Source organism: Sulfitobacter dubius (genome assembly GCF_900113435.1).
In the GTDB taxonomy this organism is placed as follows: Bacteria; Pseudomonadota; Alphaproteobacteria; order Rhodobacterales; family Rhodobacteraceae; genus Sulfitobacter; species Sulfitobacter dubius.
Map to the genome: position 1 here is coordinate 584,455 of NZ_FOPG01000002.1, position 13,529 is coordinate 597,983.

The 13,529-nt window shown below is 61.7% G+C and carries 15 protein-coding genes; 10 read left to right on the plus strand and 5 right to left on the minus strand.

The genetic code is table 11. The annotated features are described in order from the left end of the window. Position 1: 1 nt before the first annotated feature. From BM229_RS11545 to leuD, 3 genes are all read right to left on the minus strand, one after another. Positions 2–970 carry an endonuclease/exonuclease/phosphatase family protein gene (locus BM229_RS11545; RefSeq protein ID WP_093927777.1) on the minus strand — a complete coding sequence of 323 codons (969 nt, stop codon included), beginning with the start codon at positions 968–970 and terminating at the stop codon, positions 2–4. Positions 971–993: 23 nt separating this feature from the next. After that, positions 994–1,824 carry a hypothetical protein gene (locus BM229_RS11550; protein WP_093927778.1) on the minus strand — a complete coding sequence of 277 codons (831 nt, stop codon included), beginning with the start codon at positions 1,822–1,824 and terminating at the stop codon, positions 994–996. A gap of 275 nt (positions 1,825–2,099) precedes the next feature. Then, positions 2,100–2,705: a 3-isopropylmalate dehydratase small subunit gene (gene leuD, locus BM229_RS11555; protein WP_093927779.1), complete on the minus strand. Its 606-nt coding sequence runs from the start codon at positions 2,703–2,705 to the stop codon at positions 2,100–2,102. A gap of 79 nt (positions 2,706–2,784) precedes the next feature. On the opposite strand from leuD, the gene BM229_RS11560 reads away from it, so the two are divergent. Then, positions 2,785–3,000: a hypervirulence associated TUDOR domain-containing protein gene (locus BM229_RS11560; protein WP_093927780.1), complete on the plus strand. Its 216-nt coding sequence runs from the start codon at positions 2,785–2,787 to the stop codon at positions 2,998–3,000. A gap of 38 nt (positions 3,001–3,038) precedes the next feature. Here the strand turns inward: BM229_RS11560 and leuC are convergent, their stop codons facing one another. Next, positions 3,039–4,445: a 3-isopropylmalate dehydratase large subunit gene (leuC, locus tag BM229_RS11565; RefSeq protein ID WP_093927781.1), complete on the minus strand. Its 1,407-nt coding sequence runs from the start codon at positions 4,443–4,445 to the stop codon at positions 3,039–3,041. Positions 4,446–4,702: 257 nt separating this feature from the next. Between leuC and BM229_RS11570 the strand changes: the two genes are divergently transcribed. The 3 genes from BM229_RS11570 to rlmH all read left to right on the plus strand — a co-directional run bounded on the left by BM229_RS11570 (position 4,703) and on the right by rlmH (position 7,108). Next, complete coding sequence (locus tag BM229_RS11570; protein ID WP_093927782.1) at positions 4,703–6,058, plus strand: mechanosensitive ion channel family protein; 1,356 nt, start codon at positions 4,703–4,705, stop codon at positions 6,056–6,058. 184 nt (positions 6,059–6,242) lie between these two features. After that, entirely contained in the window at positions 6,243–6,614 is a 372-nt protein-coding gene (gene rsfS / locus BM229_RS11575) for a ribosome silencing factor (protein WP_093927974.1), read from the plus strand. Positions 6,615–6,637: 23 nt separating this feature from the next. Further along, on the plus strand, positions 6,638–7,108 hold the full coding sequence (gene rlmH, locus BM229_RS11580) for a 23S rRNA (pseudouridine(1915)-N(3))-methyltransferase RlmH (protein WP_093927783.1): 471 nt from the start codon (positions 6,638–6,640) through the stop codon (positions 7,106–7,108). Between the two features lie 12 nt (positions 7,109–7,120). Here rlmH and BM229_RS11585 read toward each other — a convergent pair whose 3' ends face one another. Then, the gene (locus BM229_RS11585) at positions 7,121–7,477 is read right to left on the minus strand and encodes a hypothetical protein (RefSeq protein ID WP_093927784.1); all 357 of its coding nucleotides are present in this window, start codon (positions 7,475–7,477) and stop codon (positions 7,121–7,123) included. Between the two features lie 184 nt (positions 7,478–7,661). On the opposite strand from BM229_RS11585, the gene BM229_RS11590 reads away from it, so the two are divergent. The 6 genes from BM229_RS11590 (at position 7,662) to BM229_RS11615 (ending at position 13,433) form a co-directional block, all read left to right on the plus strand. Next, positions 7,662–9,113 carry an FAD-linked oxidase C-terminal domain-containing protein gene (locus BM229_RS11590; RefSeq protein ID WP_093927785.1) on the plus strand — a complete coding sequence of 484 codons (1,452 nt, stop codon included), beginning with the start codon at positions 7,662–7,664 and terminating at the stop codon, positions 9,111–9,113. Then, positions 9,110–10,225, plus strand: coding sequence for an FAD-binding protein (locus tag BM229_RS11595; RefSeq protein WP_093927786.1), 1,116 nt, complete (start codon positions 9,110–9,112; stop codon positions 10,223–10,225). Before BM229_RS11590 ends, BM229_RS11595 begins: the two co-directional genes overlap by 4 nt. Next, positions 10,222–10,590: a hypothetical protein gene (locus tag BM229_RS11600; protein WP_093927787.1), complete on the plus strand. Its 369-nt coding sequence runs from the start codon at positions 10,222–10,224 to the stop codon at positions 10,588–10,590. The genes BM229_RS11595 and BM229_RS11600 overlap by 4 nt, the downstream gene beginning before the upstream one ends. A 13-nt stretch (positions 10,591–10,603) precedes the next feature. Beyond that, complete coding sequence (gene glcF / locus BM229_RS11605; protein ID WP_093927788.1) at positions 10,604–11,932, plus strand: glycolate oxidase subunit GlcF; 1,329 nt, start codon at positions 10,604–10,606, stop codon at positions 11,930–11,932. A 49-nt stretch (positions 11,933–11,981) separates the two neighbouring features. Continuing rightward, positions 11,982–12,812 carry a trypsin-like serine peptidase gene (locus tag BM229_RS11610; protein ID WP_420855252.1) on the plus strand — a complete coding sequence of 277 codons (831 nt, stop codon included), beginning with the start codon at positions 11,982–11,984 and terminating at the stop codon, positions 12,810–12,812. A gap of 150 nt (positions 12,813–12,962) precedes the next feature. Next, entirely contained in the window at positions 12,963–13,433 is a 471-nt protein-coding gene (locus BM229_RS11615; protein WP_093927975.1) for an Hsp20 family protein, read from the plus strand. Positions 13,434–13,529: the final 96 nt, after the last annotated feature.

A 13,529-nucleotide genomic window follows, 5' to 3' on the forward strand; every position in this document is an offset into this window, starting at 1 on the left:
CCTAGCGGGTGAGATCGACCCAGACGAGGGCATGGCGGCTGGCGGCGTCACCCTGAGGCCAGATCAGGCCTGTGTCGGCCACCTGCCAGTGGTGGGAAGGCAGGATGTAGTCGACGCGCATCGGGCCGGTTTGGGCCCAGTTGGCTGTGGGGTGTTCGGGAAGCGGGTCTTGTATGGATGGGTGGGCCAGCAGGGCGGCAATGGCTTTGCCGCGACCGTCGCCGCGGGTGGGATCAAGGTTGGCATCGCCGAGGAGGATGAAGGCATCTTGGGGCGGGGTGCCGATCTCTCCGGCTAGATGGTGCACCCAAAAGACGGTTTCATCATGGTTGCGCCGGCCATTGCGGTCTTCGGGGCCGTCGAAGACAGGCGGGGTGGCGTGGTATGTCAGCAGGGTGATGGGGCCGGTGGGTGTCTGGATAGGTAGGGACCAGTGGCTGTTGGACGACAGGCGCTGCGTGGCGTGCGCCTCGGTTCCGGCGAAGGGGGCGCCGTCGATGATCGGGTAAAGTGATCCGGGGAGGTCGCGCCAGAGGAGGGTGCTGAAGTCTTGGAGCTGCGCCGTCATGATCGGGTAGCGCGAGAGGATGGCCATGGCGCCTTGGCCAAAGAAACGGCCGTAACCTTGCGCGTCGCGGGGGCCGCCGCGCTTGCCATCGCCGTCTAGGTCGACACCGCTTTGACGGCCTGCATTGGGCGGCGCGGCGAAGCGGTGTGGGTAGGGCGCACCAGCAGCGGTGAGGGCATCGGCGAGGGCATTAAGGGCGCTGAGTTCGAGATCGTAGTCGATGCCTTGGAGGGCGATGATATCGGGATTGGCAGCGGTGATGGTTTGCACCACCGATGCGATGCTTGGGTCATCATCGCGCAGGATATCGCGCAGCAGAATGCCGGGCCCTTTGCGTGAAAGTGCGGTGTTGAAGGTGGCGATGCGCAACGGCTCGGCCTGCGCGAAACTGGCCAGCAGCAACAGCGCTGGCAGCAGCAGCCGGATCAGGCGGCCTGCATATGCGCTTCGGCGTAGGCGCGGCGGCGTTTGTCGTGGATCATCTCGGCCACGCGCCCCATGGCGATGCCCCGCATGATCATACTGGCCGGAAGGAAAGCCCATGCGCTTATTGTCCAGATCATGGTTTGCGGATTGCTCAGTGAGATTGGATCTAGCAGATCGGCAGTGGCTTTGACCACTGCGGGGATGATGAAGGGCAGCAGGAAGCCAAGCGCGATGTTGATCCGGGCGTCGCGTTGCAAGCGGTAGAGCACGTCGCCACCTGCAGTCGGATCAAAAAGCGGCAAGTTTACCCAAACGTTAAATGCACCATGGCGGGCGGGCCAGCCCATGACGCGCACCAACACCACGAAGGTTGCCAATGCGATGAGCGAAACGAGGTAGGCCAGCCCCGCTGCCGTGCGGATCAGATTGACGGACTCATAGGGCGCATCGGCGGGCATCATCAGCACTACGAGCCGTACCGGAGAATAGGGGAAATCGAGCGCATTGCCCAAGATCGTGCCAAGTGAGGCCAGCGCGCCTGTCAGCAGAGTGGGAGTGACTTGGCCCCGTGCGATCAGCGACAGCACGACTATGGTAAAAAGCAGGCTGATAAACCGCAAGCGATTGAACGGCGGCGCATCTCGGAATTCGACGATGCTAGGCTGGCGCGAGTTGTACTCTAAGAACGTTAAGATTGCCGCGACAAAAGCGAGAAGCACGGTGATCTGGCTCGATTCCGCATCGGCTCCCGGCAAAAGCAGGGCAGGGGTGGCTATCAATAGCGCCACCAATAGGCCACGCGTCGCCGCGCCTGTCATTCGTCCGATCACTGCTCTGCCCTTTCAAACTGGCCAGCCGCGATACATTGCCGCGTGCTTGTTCCAACTTGATGGCCCCGGTTTCTGGGGCTCGCCTCATTCTTGTCCAATTTTTGCCTTCTTTCCGAGCGTGCCTCAAGGCTCCGCGTGGAGAACAGCAGGGTTATGGGGTATTTTGAGGGAAAGGGTGGTGCGATCTTGCATCAATTAGATGGCGGTTTAATGGCAAGTCGCAACATCTTGTGGGCACTGAACTGGCGCCCACAAGTTTAGTATGGAAGCTGCTCTTAGACCCAAGGACGGCTTTGGCCGAGCGAATCCTCATAGCTGTCGATCGCCGTGCCCTTCTCCAGCGTCAGGCCAATGTCGTCCAGACCGTTGAGCAGGCAATGCTTTTTAAATGCATCGACTTCGAAGGGGAACTTCTCACCGTCCGAAGTGGTGACAGTCTGGCCTTCCAGATCAATAGTCATCCGCGCGTTTGAGCCTTTTTCGGCGTCCTTCATCAGCACGTCGACTTGCTCTTGCGGCAAGACGATCGGCAGGATGCCGTTCTTGAAGCAGTTGTTGTGAAAGATATCGGCAAAGCTGGGCGCGATGACGCAGCGGATGCCGAAATCCTTGATCGCCCAAGGGGCGTGTTCGCGCGAAGAGCCGCAGCCGAAGTTGTCGCCCGCCACGAGGATCTGAGCGTCGCGGTATTGCGGTTGGTTCAGCACGAAATCGGGGATTTCGTTGCCTTCGCGGTCATAGCGCATTTCGTCGAACAGGTTCACGCCAAGGCCGGAGCGTTTGATCGTTTTGAGAAAGACCTTGGGGATGATCATGTCGGTGTCGATGTTCACCAGCGGCATGGGGGCCGCGGTGCCGGTGATTTCTGTAAACTTTTCCATCGGGGTATCCTTCGGAGAGTGCGGGAACCGCGCCGCTGAACGGCGCGTTCTAAGCAAATGGGTATCAGGAGGGCATGGCATGTCGTACCAAACCGGCACGAAAGTAGAGTGGGACTGGGGCAATGGCACCGGGACCGGTAAGATCGTCAAGAAATACACACAGAAGATCACGCTGAAGCTGCAGGGCAGCGAGGTGACCCGCAAAGCGAGCGATGACGAACCGGCCTATAAGATCGAACAGGACGACGGCACCGAGGTGCTGAAGTCCGGCAGCGAGCTGCGCAAGGCCGACTGAGCCCTGCGCAACGCGCCCGGTATCCACGCCCCGATCGCTCACGCCAATTCGCGCACGTCGGTCAGGTGACCGGTGAGAGCCGCCGCCGCGGCCATGCCGGGCGACACGAGATGCGTGCGGCCTTTATAGCCCTGACGCCCTTCGAAGTTACGGTTCGACGTGGCCGCGCAGCGTTCGCCGGGGGCGAGCTGATCGGGGTTCATCGCCAAACACATAGAGCAACCCGCAAGACGCCATTCGAAACCGGCCTCGCGGAAGATGTCCGCCAGACCTTCTTCTTCGGCCTGCGCACGCACGAGGCCTGAGCCGGGTACGACCATGGCCCGCAAACCGTCTTTGATCTTCTTGCCCTTCAGCACCGCAGCGGCGGCGCGCAGGTCTTCGATGCGGCCATTGGTGCAGGAGCCGATAAAGACGGTGTCGATCTGGATGTCGGTCAGTTTCTGGCCGGGCTTCAGGTCCATATATTCCAGCGCGCGTTTCACCGCGTCGATCTTGCCGCCTTTGAAGTCCTCGGGCGCAGGAACGACCGAAGTGATCGGCAGCACGTCCTCGGGCGAGGTGCCCCATGTGACGACCGGCGCGATGTCTTCGCCTTTAAGCGTCACGACCTTGTCCCAATGAGCGTCTTCGTCAGAGAAGAGCGTTTTCCACCAGTCCATCGCCGCTTCCCACTGGGCACCCTTCGGCGCATGAGGACGGCCTTTACAGTATTCGAATGTCTTTTCGTCCGGCGCGATGAGGCCAGCGCGTGCGCCGCCTTCAATCGCCATGTTGCAAACGGTCATGCGGCCTTCCATCGAAAGGTCGCGGATCGCTTCGCCGCAGTATTCAATGACATAGCCGGTGCCGCCCGCCGTACCGGTGGCGCCGATTACCGACAGGGTGATGTCCTTGGCCGTGACACCGGGGCGCAGCTTGCCGGTGATCTCGACCTTCATGTTCTTGCCCTTGCGCTGGATCAGCGTCTGGGTGGCAAGCACGTGCTCAACCTCCGATGTGCCGATGCCATGCGCCAGCGCGCCAAAAGCGCCGTGGGTCGCGGTGTGGCTGTCGCCGCAGACGACGGTCATGCCGGGCAGGGTCCAGCCCTGCTCGGGGCCGACGATATGCACGATGCCTTGGCGCACGTCCGAGACGGGATAGTAATGCACGCCGAACTCGCGCGCGTTCTTATCCAACGCAGAGACCTGAATGCGGCTGTCTTCGGTCATCGCGGCGGGGTCTTCGCGACCCTCGGTGGTTGGCACGTTGTGATCCGGCACGGCGATGGTCTTGTCCGGTGCGCGGACGGTGCGGCCCGACATGCGCAGCCCCTCAAAGGCCTGCGGGCTGGTCACTTCGTGTACGAGGTGACGGTCGATATAAAGCAAGCAGGTGCCGTCATCGGCCTCGTGGACGACATGGGCGTCCCAGATTTTATCGTAAAGCGTCTTGGGGGACATGATGGTCCTCTCCCGTGGTTTGGAATGGCTATGGGTGTGGCTGAGAGGGCTGGCTTATAGTCGAGCCAGAACGCTATGCGTCGCGCCGAAAAAGCGTTCGCGCAGACGCGCACGGTCGCAAAGATCAAACACCAGTATCATGGGGCCTTGGATATAGACCCTGAGTGAGTCTCGCAAGGTGGCATCGCCGTGCAGCGAACTTGCCCTATCATTGCGGCTATGTAACCGTGATCTTCCCTTAGCTGCAAAGGCCGCCCATGATCCCTGAATCCCACCCTTTTACGAACTTCCTCGTTTCGCTGCGGGCTTTGTTTGATGGAGTTTTGGGTTTTGGCGAGAGTGTTCTCAGCCCCGGTTGGCGGCAGAACCAGATATTGATCCTGCTGGCCTTAGTGGCGCTGGCGTGGATTTTGCACCGGGTCACCGGCGTGATGCTGCAAAACTGGGTCCGTTCGCGCGAAGGCTGGTCAAAATGGCAGCTTCGTGTGGTGGTGCAGGTCAAGCGGCGGCTGGGGCTGATGTGGTTCGCGCTGCTGGCCGGGCTTTTGTATCAGGTGATGCAGAATGTCACTTGGCCTTCGCGGTCTTACCTCATCGGTTTGGCGGCGACACTGGCGGCGATCTATGTCGGCATCGCATTTGCCGCGCGGCTGGTGCGCAACCGCCCGCTGCGGCGCATGGTAACATGGGGGCTGTGGATCTACGCCACGCTCTACATGCTCAATGTCGCCGATGATGTGGCAGTGTTTCTGGATGACGTGGCGCTGACCATCGGTGAATTCCGGCTTTCGGTACTGACCGTCCTGACGGCCTTGGTGGTGGTCGGCGCGTTGTTGACCATGGCGCGGCTGGTAAGCACCACCACCGCCGCGACGATCCGCAAGAATGAGGACATCAGCCCCTCCATGCAGGTGCTGGCCGTGAAGGGGGTGCAGATCCTACTCTACGGTTTGGCGTTCTTTATCGGCGTTCGGGCCGTGGGGATTGATCTGACGGGGCTGGCGGTGCTCTCGGGTGCGATCGGTGTGGGCCTTGGCTTTGGTCTGCAAAAGGTCGTATCGAACCTCGTCTCAGGCGTGATCATCCTGCTGGATAAGTCGATTAAGCCGGGCGATGTGATCAGTCTGGGGGAGACCTTTGGCTGGATCCAAACGCTCGGCGCGCGCTATGCCTCAGTGGTGACGCGGGACGGCAAAGAATACCTGATCCCGAACGAAGACCTCATCACCGGGCAGGTGGTGAACTGGTCACATTCCAACGACTTTGTGCGCCTCGATATCTATTTTGGCACAGCCTATTCCGACGATCCGCATGTGGTGCGCAAACTGGCCGTTGATGCGGCCAAGGGCGTCGACCGGGTGCTGAGCTACAAGGCGCCGGTCTGCCATATTGTGGGCTTTGGCGATTCGTCGGTGGATTACATCCTGCGCTTCTGGATCAAGGATCCGACCGGCGGGCTGACCAACATTCGCGGCAATGTCTATCTGGCGCTTTGGGATGCGTTCAAGGAAAACGACATTTCCATCCCCTTCCCGCAGCGCGAGGTGAAGATCATCGAAGACAGTCAATTGGCGCTCTCCCGGGCTGCAGCGACGCAGAATTTGCCTGACTAAGCGGGGATTTGCGCCACGGTTGGCGCGGAACGCATAGGGTCCATTGAAAAATCTGGCCTATATCGCTAAATTAGGGGGGCTCGGCACCGGGGCAAGCGTTCAGCATTGGCGGTGCATTACGAAGGAGGACAATGTCCTGTCTCTTAACGTTGACGCAGCGCAGGCTGCTGACCATGGGGCCGCAATGACTGCCGCCTCGCAAATCGCAACCAGCGACGACCTGCTGGCGCTTATCCTTTCCTCGCTGAATGACGACAAGGCCGAAGATATCGTGCAGATCGATCTGCGCGGCAAGACGGCCATCGGCGACTATATGGTGATCTGCTCGGGCCGCTCCACGCGGCAGGTTTCGGCGATCTCGGAAAAGCTGGCACAGGCCGTCAAAGACGCCACCGGACGTACGTCCAAGATGGAAGGCCGCGAAACCGGCGACTGGGTCTTGATCGACACAGGCGACGTTGTTGTGCATGTCTTCCGCCCCGAAGTGCGTGAGTTCTACCAGCTCGAAAAGATGTGGCTGGGCGGCGAACACGCGGCCGCGGTCATGCCGCACTGATCCCGCTTTCGCGGGACTAAGCCATGCGGGTACATATCTGCGCCATGGGCCGGCTTCGTGCCGGTCCCGAAAAATCTCTTGTCGATGACTATCTCACCCGGTTTGACCGGACCGGGCGCGGTCTGGGCCTTGGCCCTGCGCGCGTGGTCGAGATGGAAGACAAGAAAGGCGGTGGGATGGCCGCCGAGGCGGTGTTGTTGCAGCGCGCGATCCCCCAAGGGGCGGTGATCTGTGTGCTGGACGAACGCGGCAAGGTTGAAACTTCCCCGGCTTTTGCCGAACGGCTTGGCGCTTGGCGTGATGCCGGGCGGGGGGATCTGGCCTTTGTGATCGGCGGGGCGGATGGCATTGACCCCAGCTTGCGGGCGCAGGCGGATCACGCGCTGTCATTTGGCAAGATGGTCTGGCCGCATATGCTGGTGCGGGTCATGCTGGCCGAACAGCTTTACCGCGCGGCAGCGATCCTATCGGGCGGACCCTATCACCGGGTCTAGGCCCGTCTTGGCTTAGCGCAGTGGAACGCGGACAATTTCCGACGCCCAGCCATCTACACTGTCGCGCGCTTGAATGCTGACTTCGGTCACACCCTCGGGGATACGTACGCCCGACAGTGACCGGGTAAAGGGCTGTTCCTGAACATGTGGATGCGCCAGATTGCGCGTGCCCAGAGGTTTCCCATCGGGGTCAAGAACGCGCCAAGCGTCAGCATAGTGATCCCAACCGCTGTCGTTATGACGGATGGTTACGTCAAACTTCCACAGGTCACCAAGTTGATCGACCCTGACATTCAAAATGGCGGGAGGATCGGCCAAGGCCGGTGTGGCAAAAGCCAATATGGCAAAGATGAGGCTGCGATTTAACATATGACACCACCTAAAATAACAAGCTTTATATAGAGCATTTGGCCGCGGTTCCAAGCTTGGCCGAACTTGGGCTGCGCAAATCACTGTGATACCGTGAATTCGTGGTGCAATTGCACCAAACACGCGGCAGACTGGTCAAACCCGCGCCACGATACCTATGCTGCGCGGTAGGGGGAGGATCGCGATGGACATGCCAAAACCAGATGCCGGTATCATTGCGCGCAAGGCGCGGATCGTTGCGCGGCTGCGCGCGGCCTTGCCGCAGGCCGCTGTGATCGACGATGTGCATGAGACTCGCGCCTATGAATGCGACGCGCTAACCGCCTATAAATGTCCGCCCCTCGCTGTCGCCTTGCCTGCCAGCACCGAAGAAGTCTCGACCGTGCTGCGCATCTGCCATGAGGAGGGCGTGCCGGTCGTGCCGCGCGGGTCGGGCACCTCGCTTGCCGGTGGGGCGTTGCCGACGGCGGATAGTGTGGTGCTGGGCGTGGCGCGGATGGCCGAGGTGCTAGAGGTCGATTATGACAACCGCCTGATGCGGGTGCAAACTGGCCGCACCAACCTCAGCGTGACCGGCGCGGTTGAGGAGGATGGGTTTTTCTACGCGCCCGATCCCTCCAGCCAGCTGGCCTGCGCCATCGCGGGCAATATCGCGATGAACTCCGGCGGGGCGCACTGTCTGAAATACGGGGTCACCACCAACAACCTGCTGGGCGTCACGATGGTGATGATGGATGGCGAAGTGGTCGAGATCGGCGGCGGCTATATGGACGCGGGCGGACTGGACCTTTTAGGCTTGATCTGCGGCTCCGAAGGGCAGCTTGGCGTGGTGACAGAGGCGACGCTGCGGATCCTGCCCAAGCCCGAAGGCGCGCGGCCCGTGTTAATGGGCTTTGACGACAGTGCCGTAGCCGGGGCCTGCGTCAGCGACATCATCAAGGCTGGCGTCTTGCCCGTGGCCATCGAATTCATGGACCGCCCCTGTATCGAGGCGACCGAAGCCTTCGCGCACGCAGGCTACCCGATGTGCGAGGCGCTGCTGATCGTCGAGGTCGAAGGTTCCGACGCCGAGATCGACCACCAGCTGGCGCTGATCACCGAGATTGCCCGCCGTCACAACCCGGTGGAACTGCGCGAAAGCACCAGTGCCGAGGAAAGCGCGGCGATCTGGCTGGGGCGCAAATCGGCCTTCGGTGCGATGGGGCAGATCAATGACTACATGTGTCTGGATGGCACGATCCCGGTGAACGAACTGCCGATGGTGCTGCGGCGCATTGCCGAGATGTCGGACAGCTATTGCCTTAAAGTCGGCAACGTCTTTCACGCAGGCGACGGCAATATGCACCCGCTGATCCTGTTTGACGCCAACAAACCCGGTGATCTGGAAAAATGCGAGGCCTTTGGCGCGGATATCCTGCGGCTTTGTGTTGAGGCGGGCGGTTGCCTGACCGGGGAGCATGGCGTCGGGATCGAGAAGCGCGATCTGATGCATGTGCAATATGCCGCGGCGGATCTGGAGGCGCAGTTGGCGGTGAAAGATGTGTTTGACCCGGCGTGGCTGTTGAACCCGGCCAAGGTCTTTCCTTTGGATGTCACGGAAGGGCGGCGCGGCAGCGGCGCATCGGTGGCTGCGTGACGATAACCTCAGAGACAGAATTGGTCGATGCGATCCGCAGTGCGCAAGCGCCCTTGTCCCTGCGGGGTGGCAATACGCGCGGCATGGCCGGGCCGGGGGCGGACCTGTCGCTTGCCGGATTGCGGGGCATCAGCCTCTATGAGCCGGGCGCGCTGACGCTGGTGGCGCAGGCAGGCACGCCGGTCTCCGAGATTGAGACGACATTGGCCGCCGAAGGGCAGCGGCTGGCCTTTGAACCGATGGACCACCGCGCGCTTATGGGCTGCAGTGGCACGCCGACCATCGGCGGGGTCTTTGCCGCCAATGTCAGCGGCCCGCGGCGGCTCGCCATTGGGGCCGCGCGGGATTTCCTGTTGGGTGTGCGCTTTGTCGATGGGCAAGGGAACGTCATCAAAAACGGGGGGCGGGTGATGAAAAACGTCACCGGCTATGATCTGGTCAAGCTGATGGCCGGGTCGCGCGGGACATTGGGAGCGCTGACCGAGGTGTCGCTAAAGGTGCTGCCCACCCCGGAAACCAGCGCAACGCTCGTGCTTTCGGGGCTGGACGACCCCGCAGCCATTGCCGCCATGGCACAGGCGATGCGCAGCCCTTTCGAGGTTACCGCAGCCGCCCATGACCCGGCACAGCGCCGAACGTATCTACGATTGGAGGGGTTTGAGACCTCAGTCACCTACCGCATCGGGCGGCTGAAGGATTTGCTCTCTGCAACCGGTGCCGCGCTTGAGAGTCTCGCGGCGAATCCCTCCGCGACCCTCTGGCGCGACCTGCGTGATGTAGCGGCCTTTCATGGGGCGGCGGGGGATATCTGGCGGGTGCATTGCCGCCCGACCGAGGCCCCCGCGCTGGCGGCAAAGGCCGGGGCCGAGGCAAATCTTTATGACTGGGCCGGGGGGCTGATCTGGCTGCGCATGGCCCCCGGCACCGACCTGCGCGCGCGGTTGGGGCGGTATGACGGTCACGCGACCCTATTGCGGGCCGATGACGCAGCGCAGGCACTGCCCTGGCAGGAACCCGAAGCGCCGGGCGTGGCGAGGTTGACGGCGGGGCTGAGGGCTAAGTTCGACCCGCGCGGTATCTTCAACGCCGAAGCCTTGGCACTGGCCCCATGACATTGCTGCTGATCTTTCTCATCGTTTTTCTGATCGGCCCGTTTCTGTTCAAAGCTCTGGTCGCCATGCCACCCTCCCTGCAGGCCATCCGTGCCTTGGGGGCCGTGGTTCTGGCCGCCTTTCTGATCGCCATCGGCCTGCGCTACGGCTTCTTGCGCTATTGGAGCGACAGCCTGTGGTTGCTCGGAGCCGTGGCCCTCGCACTCTGGGCCGCTTGGATCGGGGTGATTGCGCTGGTGGTCCAAGCGCTCCGTCGCGCCGACCCGCGCCCCGCCATGCGCCGATGGAGCGGGGTTCTGGGGGTCGTGGGCACGACCGTTCCTTGGTTCGGTCTCGTCCTCGCCAATCTGATGCGCAGCACATAATTTCGGAGCATCCATGCAAACTACATTCACCCCCGAACAGTTGCAGGATCCTGAAACGCAGCGCAGCAACGACATTCTGCGCGCCTGTGTACACTGCGGCTTCTGCACGGCGACCTGCCCGACCTATCAGGTCTTGGGCGATGAGTTGGACAGCCCGCGCGGGCGTATCTACCTGATCAAGGACATGCTTGAGAACGACCGCGACCCGGACCCAAAGACGGTGCTGCACATCGACCGCTGCCTTTCTTGCCTTGCCTGTATGACGACCTGCCCCTCGGGCGTGCATTACATGCATCTGGTCGACCACGCGCGCAGCTACATCGAAGAGCGGTACAAGCGGCCAATGGGGGAACGCGTGCTGCGCTGGATGCTGGCGCGGATTCTGCCCTATCCCACACGCTTTCGACTGGCGCTTTTGGGGGCCAAGATCGGGCGGCCCTTCGCCCGACTGATGCCCGACGCCCGGCTGCGCGCCATGCTTGAGATGGCGCCAAAGACGATCCCCCCGGTCAGCCGCAATGACGATCCGCAAAGCTTCCCGGCTCAGGGCAAACCGCTGCGGCGTGTGGCCCTGATGACCGGCTGCGCGCAAAAGGCCCTGAACACCGATATCAATGACGCGACGATCCGGCTGCTGACCCGCGCGGGCTGCGAGGTGGTGGTGGCCGAAGGCGCGGGCTGTTGTGGGGCGCTGACCCATCATATGGGCAAGACCAATGAAAGCCACGCCCACGCCGCCCGCAACATCAGCGCGTGGTGTGCTGAGATGGCCGGCAAGGGGCTGGATGCCATCGTGATCAACACCTCGGGTTGCGGTACCACGGTCAAGGACTACGGCCATATGTTCCGCAATGATCCGCTGGCAGAGGATGCCGCGCGGGTTTCGGCCTTGGCAAAGGATGTGACGGAGTTGCTCGCGGAGTTGGACCTGCCTTTCGCTGAACCTGCGGAGCAAGGCATGGTCGTCGCCTATCACGCGGCCTGCTCGCTGCAACATGGGCAACAGATCAAGGCCACGCCGAAGACGCTGCTGAAACAGGCGGGATTTACGGTTGTGGAACCGGCGGACAGTCACCTCTGCTGCGGCTCGGCGGGCACCTATAACCTGATGCAGCCCGAGATTTCGGCCCAACTGAAAGAACGCAAGATCAAGACCTTAGAGGCCAAATCCCCAAACGTCATCGCGGCGGGCAATATCGGTTGCATGATGCAGATTGGCTCGGGAACCGGGGTACCTGTAGTGCATAGCGTCGAACTGCTCGATTGGGCCTGCGGAGGGCCAAAACCGCCGGCGCTCAGCCGTGATCCCGATGCGCCCGCGCAGGTGCCGCGTTTGCGTTAAGCCATCGCCGTATTTTCGCCGCAACTCCCCTATATCCGCCAAAGTGGACATGGTTTTGAGGTGCATTTTGCGACAATTGTTGGCGGCTATTCTCGGGGTCTTTACCTTCGCAACGACGGCGATGGCCCAAGACAGCGCGCTCAAAGCGCTCGATAACGGTGTCGATGCCGCCGCTTGGGAGGCTGTGGGCCGCCTTGACATCGGCGGCACCGGCTTTTGCACCGGCACGCTGATCGCGCCGCGTCTTGTCCTGACCGCAGCGCATTGTCTTTTCGACCGCGAAACTAAAGCCCGGATTGATCATGGCAAGGTGCAGTTCCTTGCCGGCTGGCGCAACGGCCGCGCCGGGGCCTACCGCGATATCCGCCGCGCCGTGGTGCACCCCGACTACGTCTATGACGGAGAGGTATCCTCGGGTCGGGTACGCAATGATCTGGCGCTCTTGGAACTCTCCCGCCCCATCCGCAACACGACGATCCGCCCCTTTGGCACCGCCGCGCGGCCGCGTCCCGGCGACAGCGTGGGCGTGGTCAGCTATGCCCGTGACCGGGCCGAAGCGCCGTCCCTGCAAGAGGTTTGTAAGGTTTTGGCGCAGCAAGAAGGGGTTCTTGTCACCTCTTGTTCAGTCGATTTCGGCTCCAGCGGCGCGCCGATCTTTAGCATTGTCGCGGGCGAGGCGCATATCGTTTCGGTCGTCTCGGCCAAGGCCGAGGTCGAAGGCGCGCAGGTCTCTCTCGGCACCGCTCTTGGCGCGCCCTTGGCGTTGCTGCAAGCGGAGCTGGTAGCGGGCAAAGGTGTGTTTCTGGATTCCAACCCCGCTGGCAAGCGCATCCGGGTCGGCGAAGAGCGCGGCACCGGAGCGAAATTTATCCGACCCTAAATCTGCGACCCCAAGTCTTGAAAGCGCGCAAAACCCTTCCCACATGAGCTTTGCCGAAGTGCCTCTATAGGGCTTCGGCGCTTGAAAAACCGGGTCTGTCCAATGGTGGAAGGCCCGATATGTCAATCGCTCAAAGATGAGGATGAACACATGCGTAGCTTTGATTTCGCACCCCTTTACCGCTCCAGCGTTGGTTTCGACCAGATCGCCAATATGATGGACCGGGTTTTGACAAATGATGGGGCCACCCCCAGCTATCCCCCCTACAACATCGAAAAACTCGATAACGATGCTTACCGCATCTCCATCGCCGTGGCTGGTTTCTCTGACAGCGACCTGAGCGTCGAAGTACGTGAGAAGGCGCTGATCGTTTCGGCCCGCAAGGCGGATGAGGATGAGGCCAAGACCTACCTGCACCGCGGCATCGCCACCCGCGCCTTTGAGCGTCGCTTCCATCTGGCGGACCACGTTCAGGTGATCGGCGCGGCCCATGCCAACGGCATGCTGCATATTGAGCTTGAGCGGCAGGTGCCCGAGGCCCTGAAACCACGCCAGATTGCGATCTCTTCCGAGGTGAAGGCGATCGACAAGGACGTGGTTGACGCTAAATCCGTAAACTAAGCGCGGTTCCATTCCGAGCTTTGTGAAGGCCCGCTATCAAGCGGGCCTTTTTCGTTGGGTAGCGGGCAACTGCGGGCATGGCTTTGGGAGGATATC

Bases quoted from the DNA above. Each gene is read 5' to 3' on its own strand.
- leuD (WP_093927779.1), bottom strand. From the start codon at position 2,705: ATGGAAAAGTTTACAGAAATCACCGGCACCGCGGCCCCCATGCCGCTG.
- BM229_RS11560 (WP_093927780.1), top strand. From the start codon at position 2,785: ATGTCGTACCAAACCGGCACGAAAGTAGAGTGGGACTGGGGCAATGGC.
- leuC (WP_093927781.1), bottom strand. From the start codon at position 4,445: ATGTCCCCCAAGACGCTTTACGATAAAATCTGGGACGCCCATGTCGTC.
- BM229_RS11570 (WP_093927782.1), top strand. From the start codon at position 4,703: ATGATCCCTGAATCCCACCCTTTTACGAACTTCCTCGTTTCGCTGCGG.
- rsfS (WP_093927974.1), top strand. From the start codon at position 6,243: ATGACTGCCGCCTCGCAAATCGCAACCAGCGACGACCTGCTGGCGCTT.
- rlmH (WP_093927783.1), top strand. From the start codon at position 6,638: ATGCGGGTACATATCTGCGCCATGGGCCGGCTTCGTGCCGGTCCCGAA.
- BM229_RS11585 (WP_093927784.1), bottom strand. From the start codon at position 7,477: ATGTTAAATCGCAGCCTCATCTTTGCCATATTGGCTTTTGCCACACCG.
- BM229_RS11590 (WP_093927785.1), top strand. From the start codon at position 7,662: ATGGACATGCCAAAACCAGATGCCGGTATCATTGCGCGCAAGGCGCGG.
- BM229_RS11600 (WP_093927787.1), top strand. From the start codon at position 10,222: ATGACATTGCTGCTGATCTTTCTCATCGTTTTTCTGATCGGCCCGTTT.
- glcF (WP_093927788.1), top strand. From the start codon at position 10,604: ATGCAAACTACATTCACCCCCGAACAGTTGCAGGATCCTGAAACGCAG.
- BM229_RS11610 (WP_420855252.1), top strand. From the start codon at position 11,982: ATGGTTTTGAGGTGCATTTTGCGACAATTGTTGGCGGCTATTCTCGGG.
- BM229_RS11615 (WP_093927975.1), top strand. From the start codon at position 12,963: ATGCGTAGCTTTGATTTCGCACCCCTTTACCGCTCCAGCGTTGGTTTC.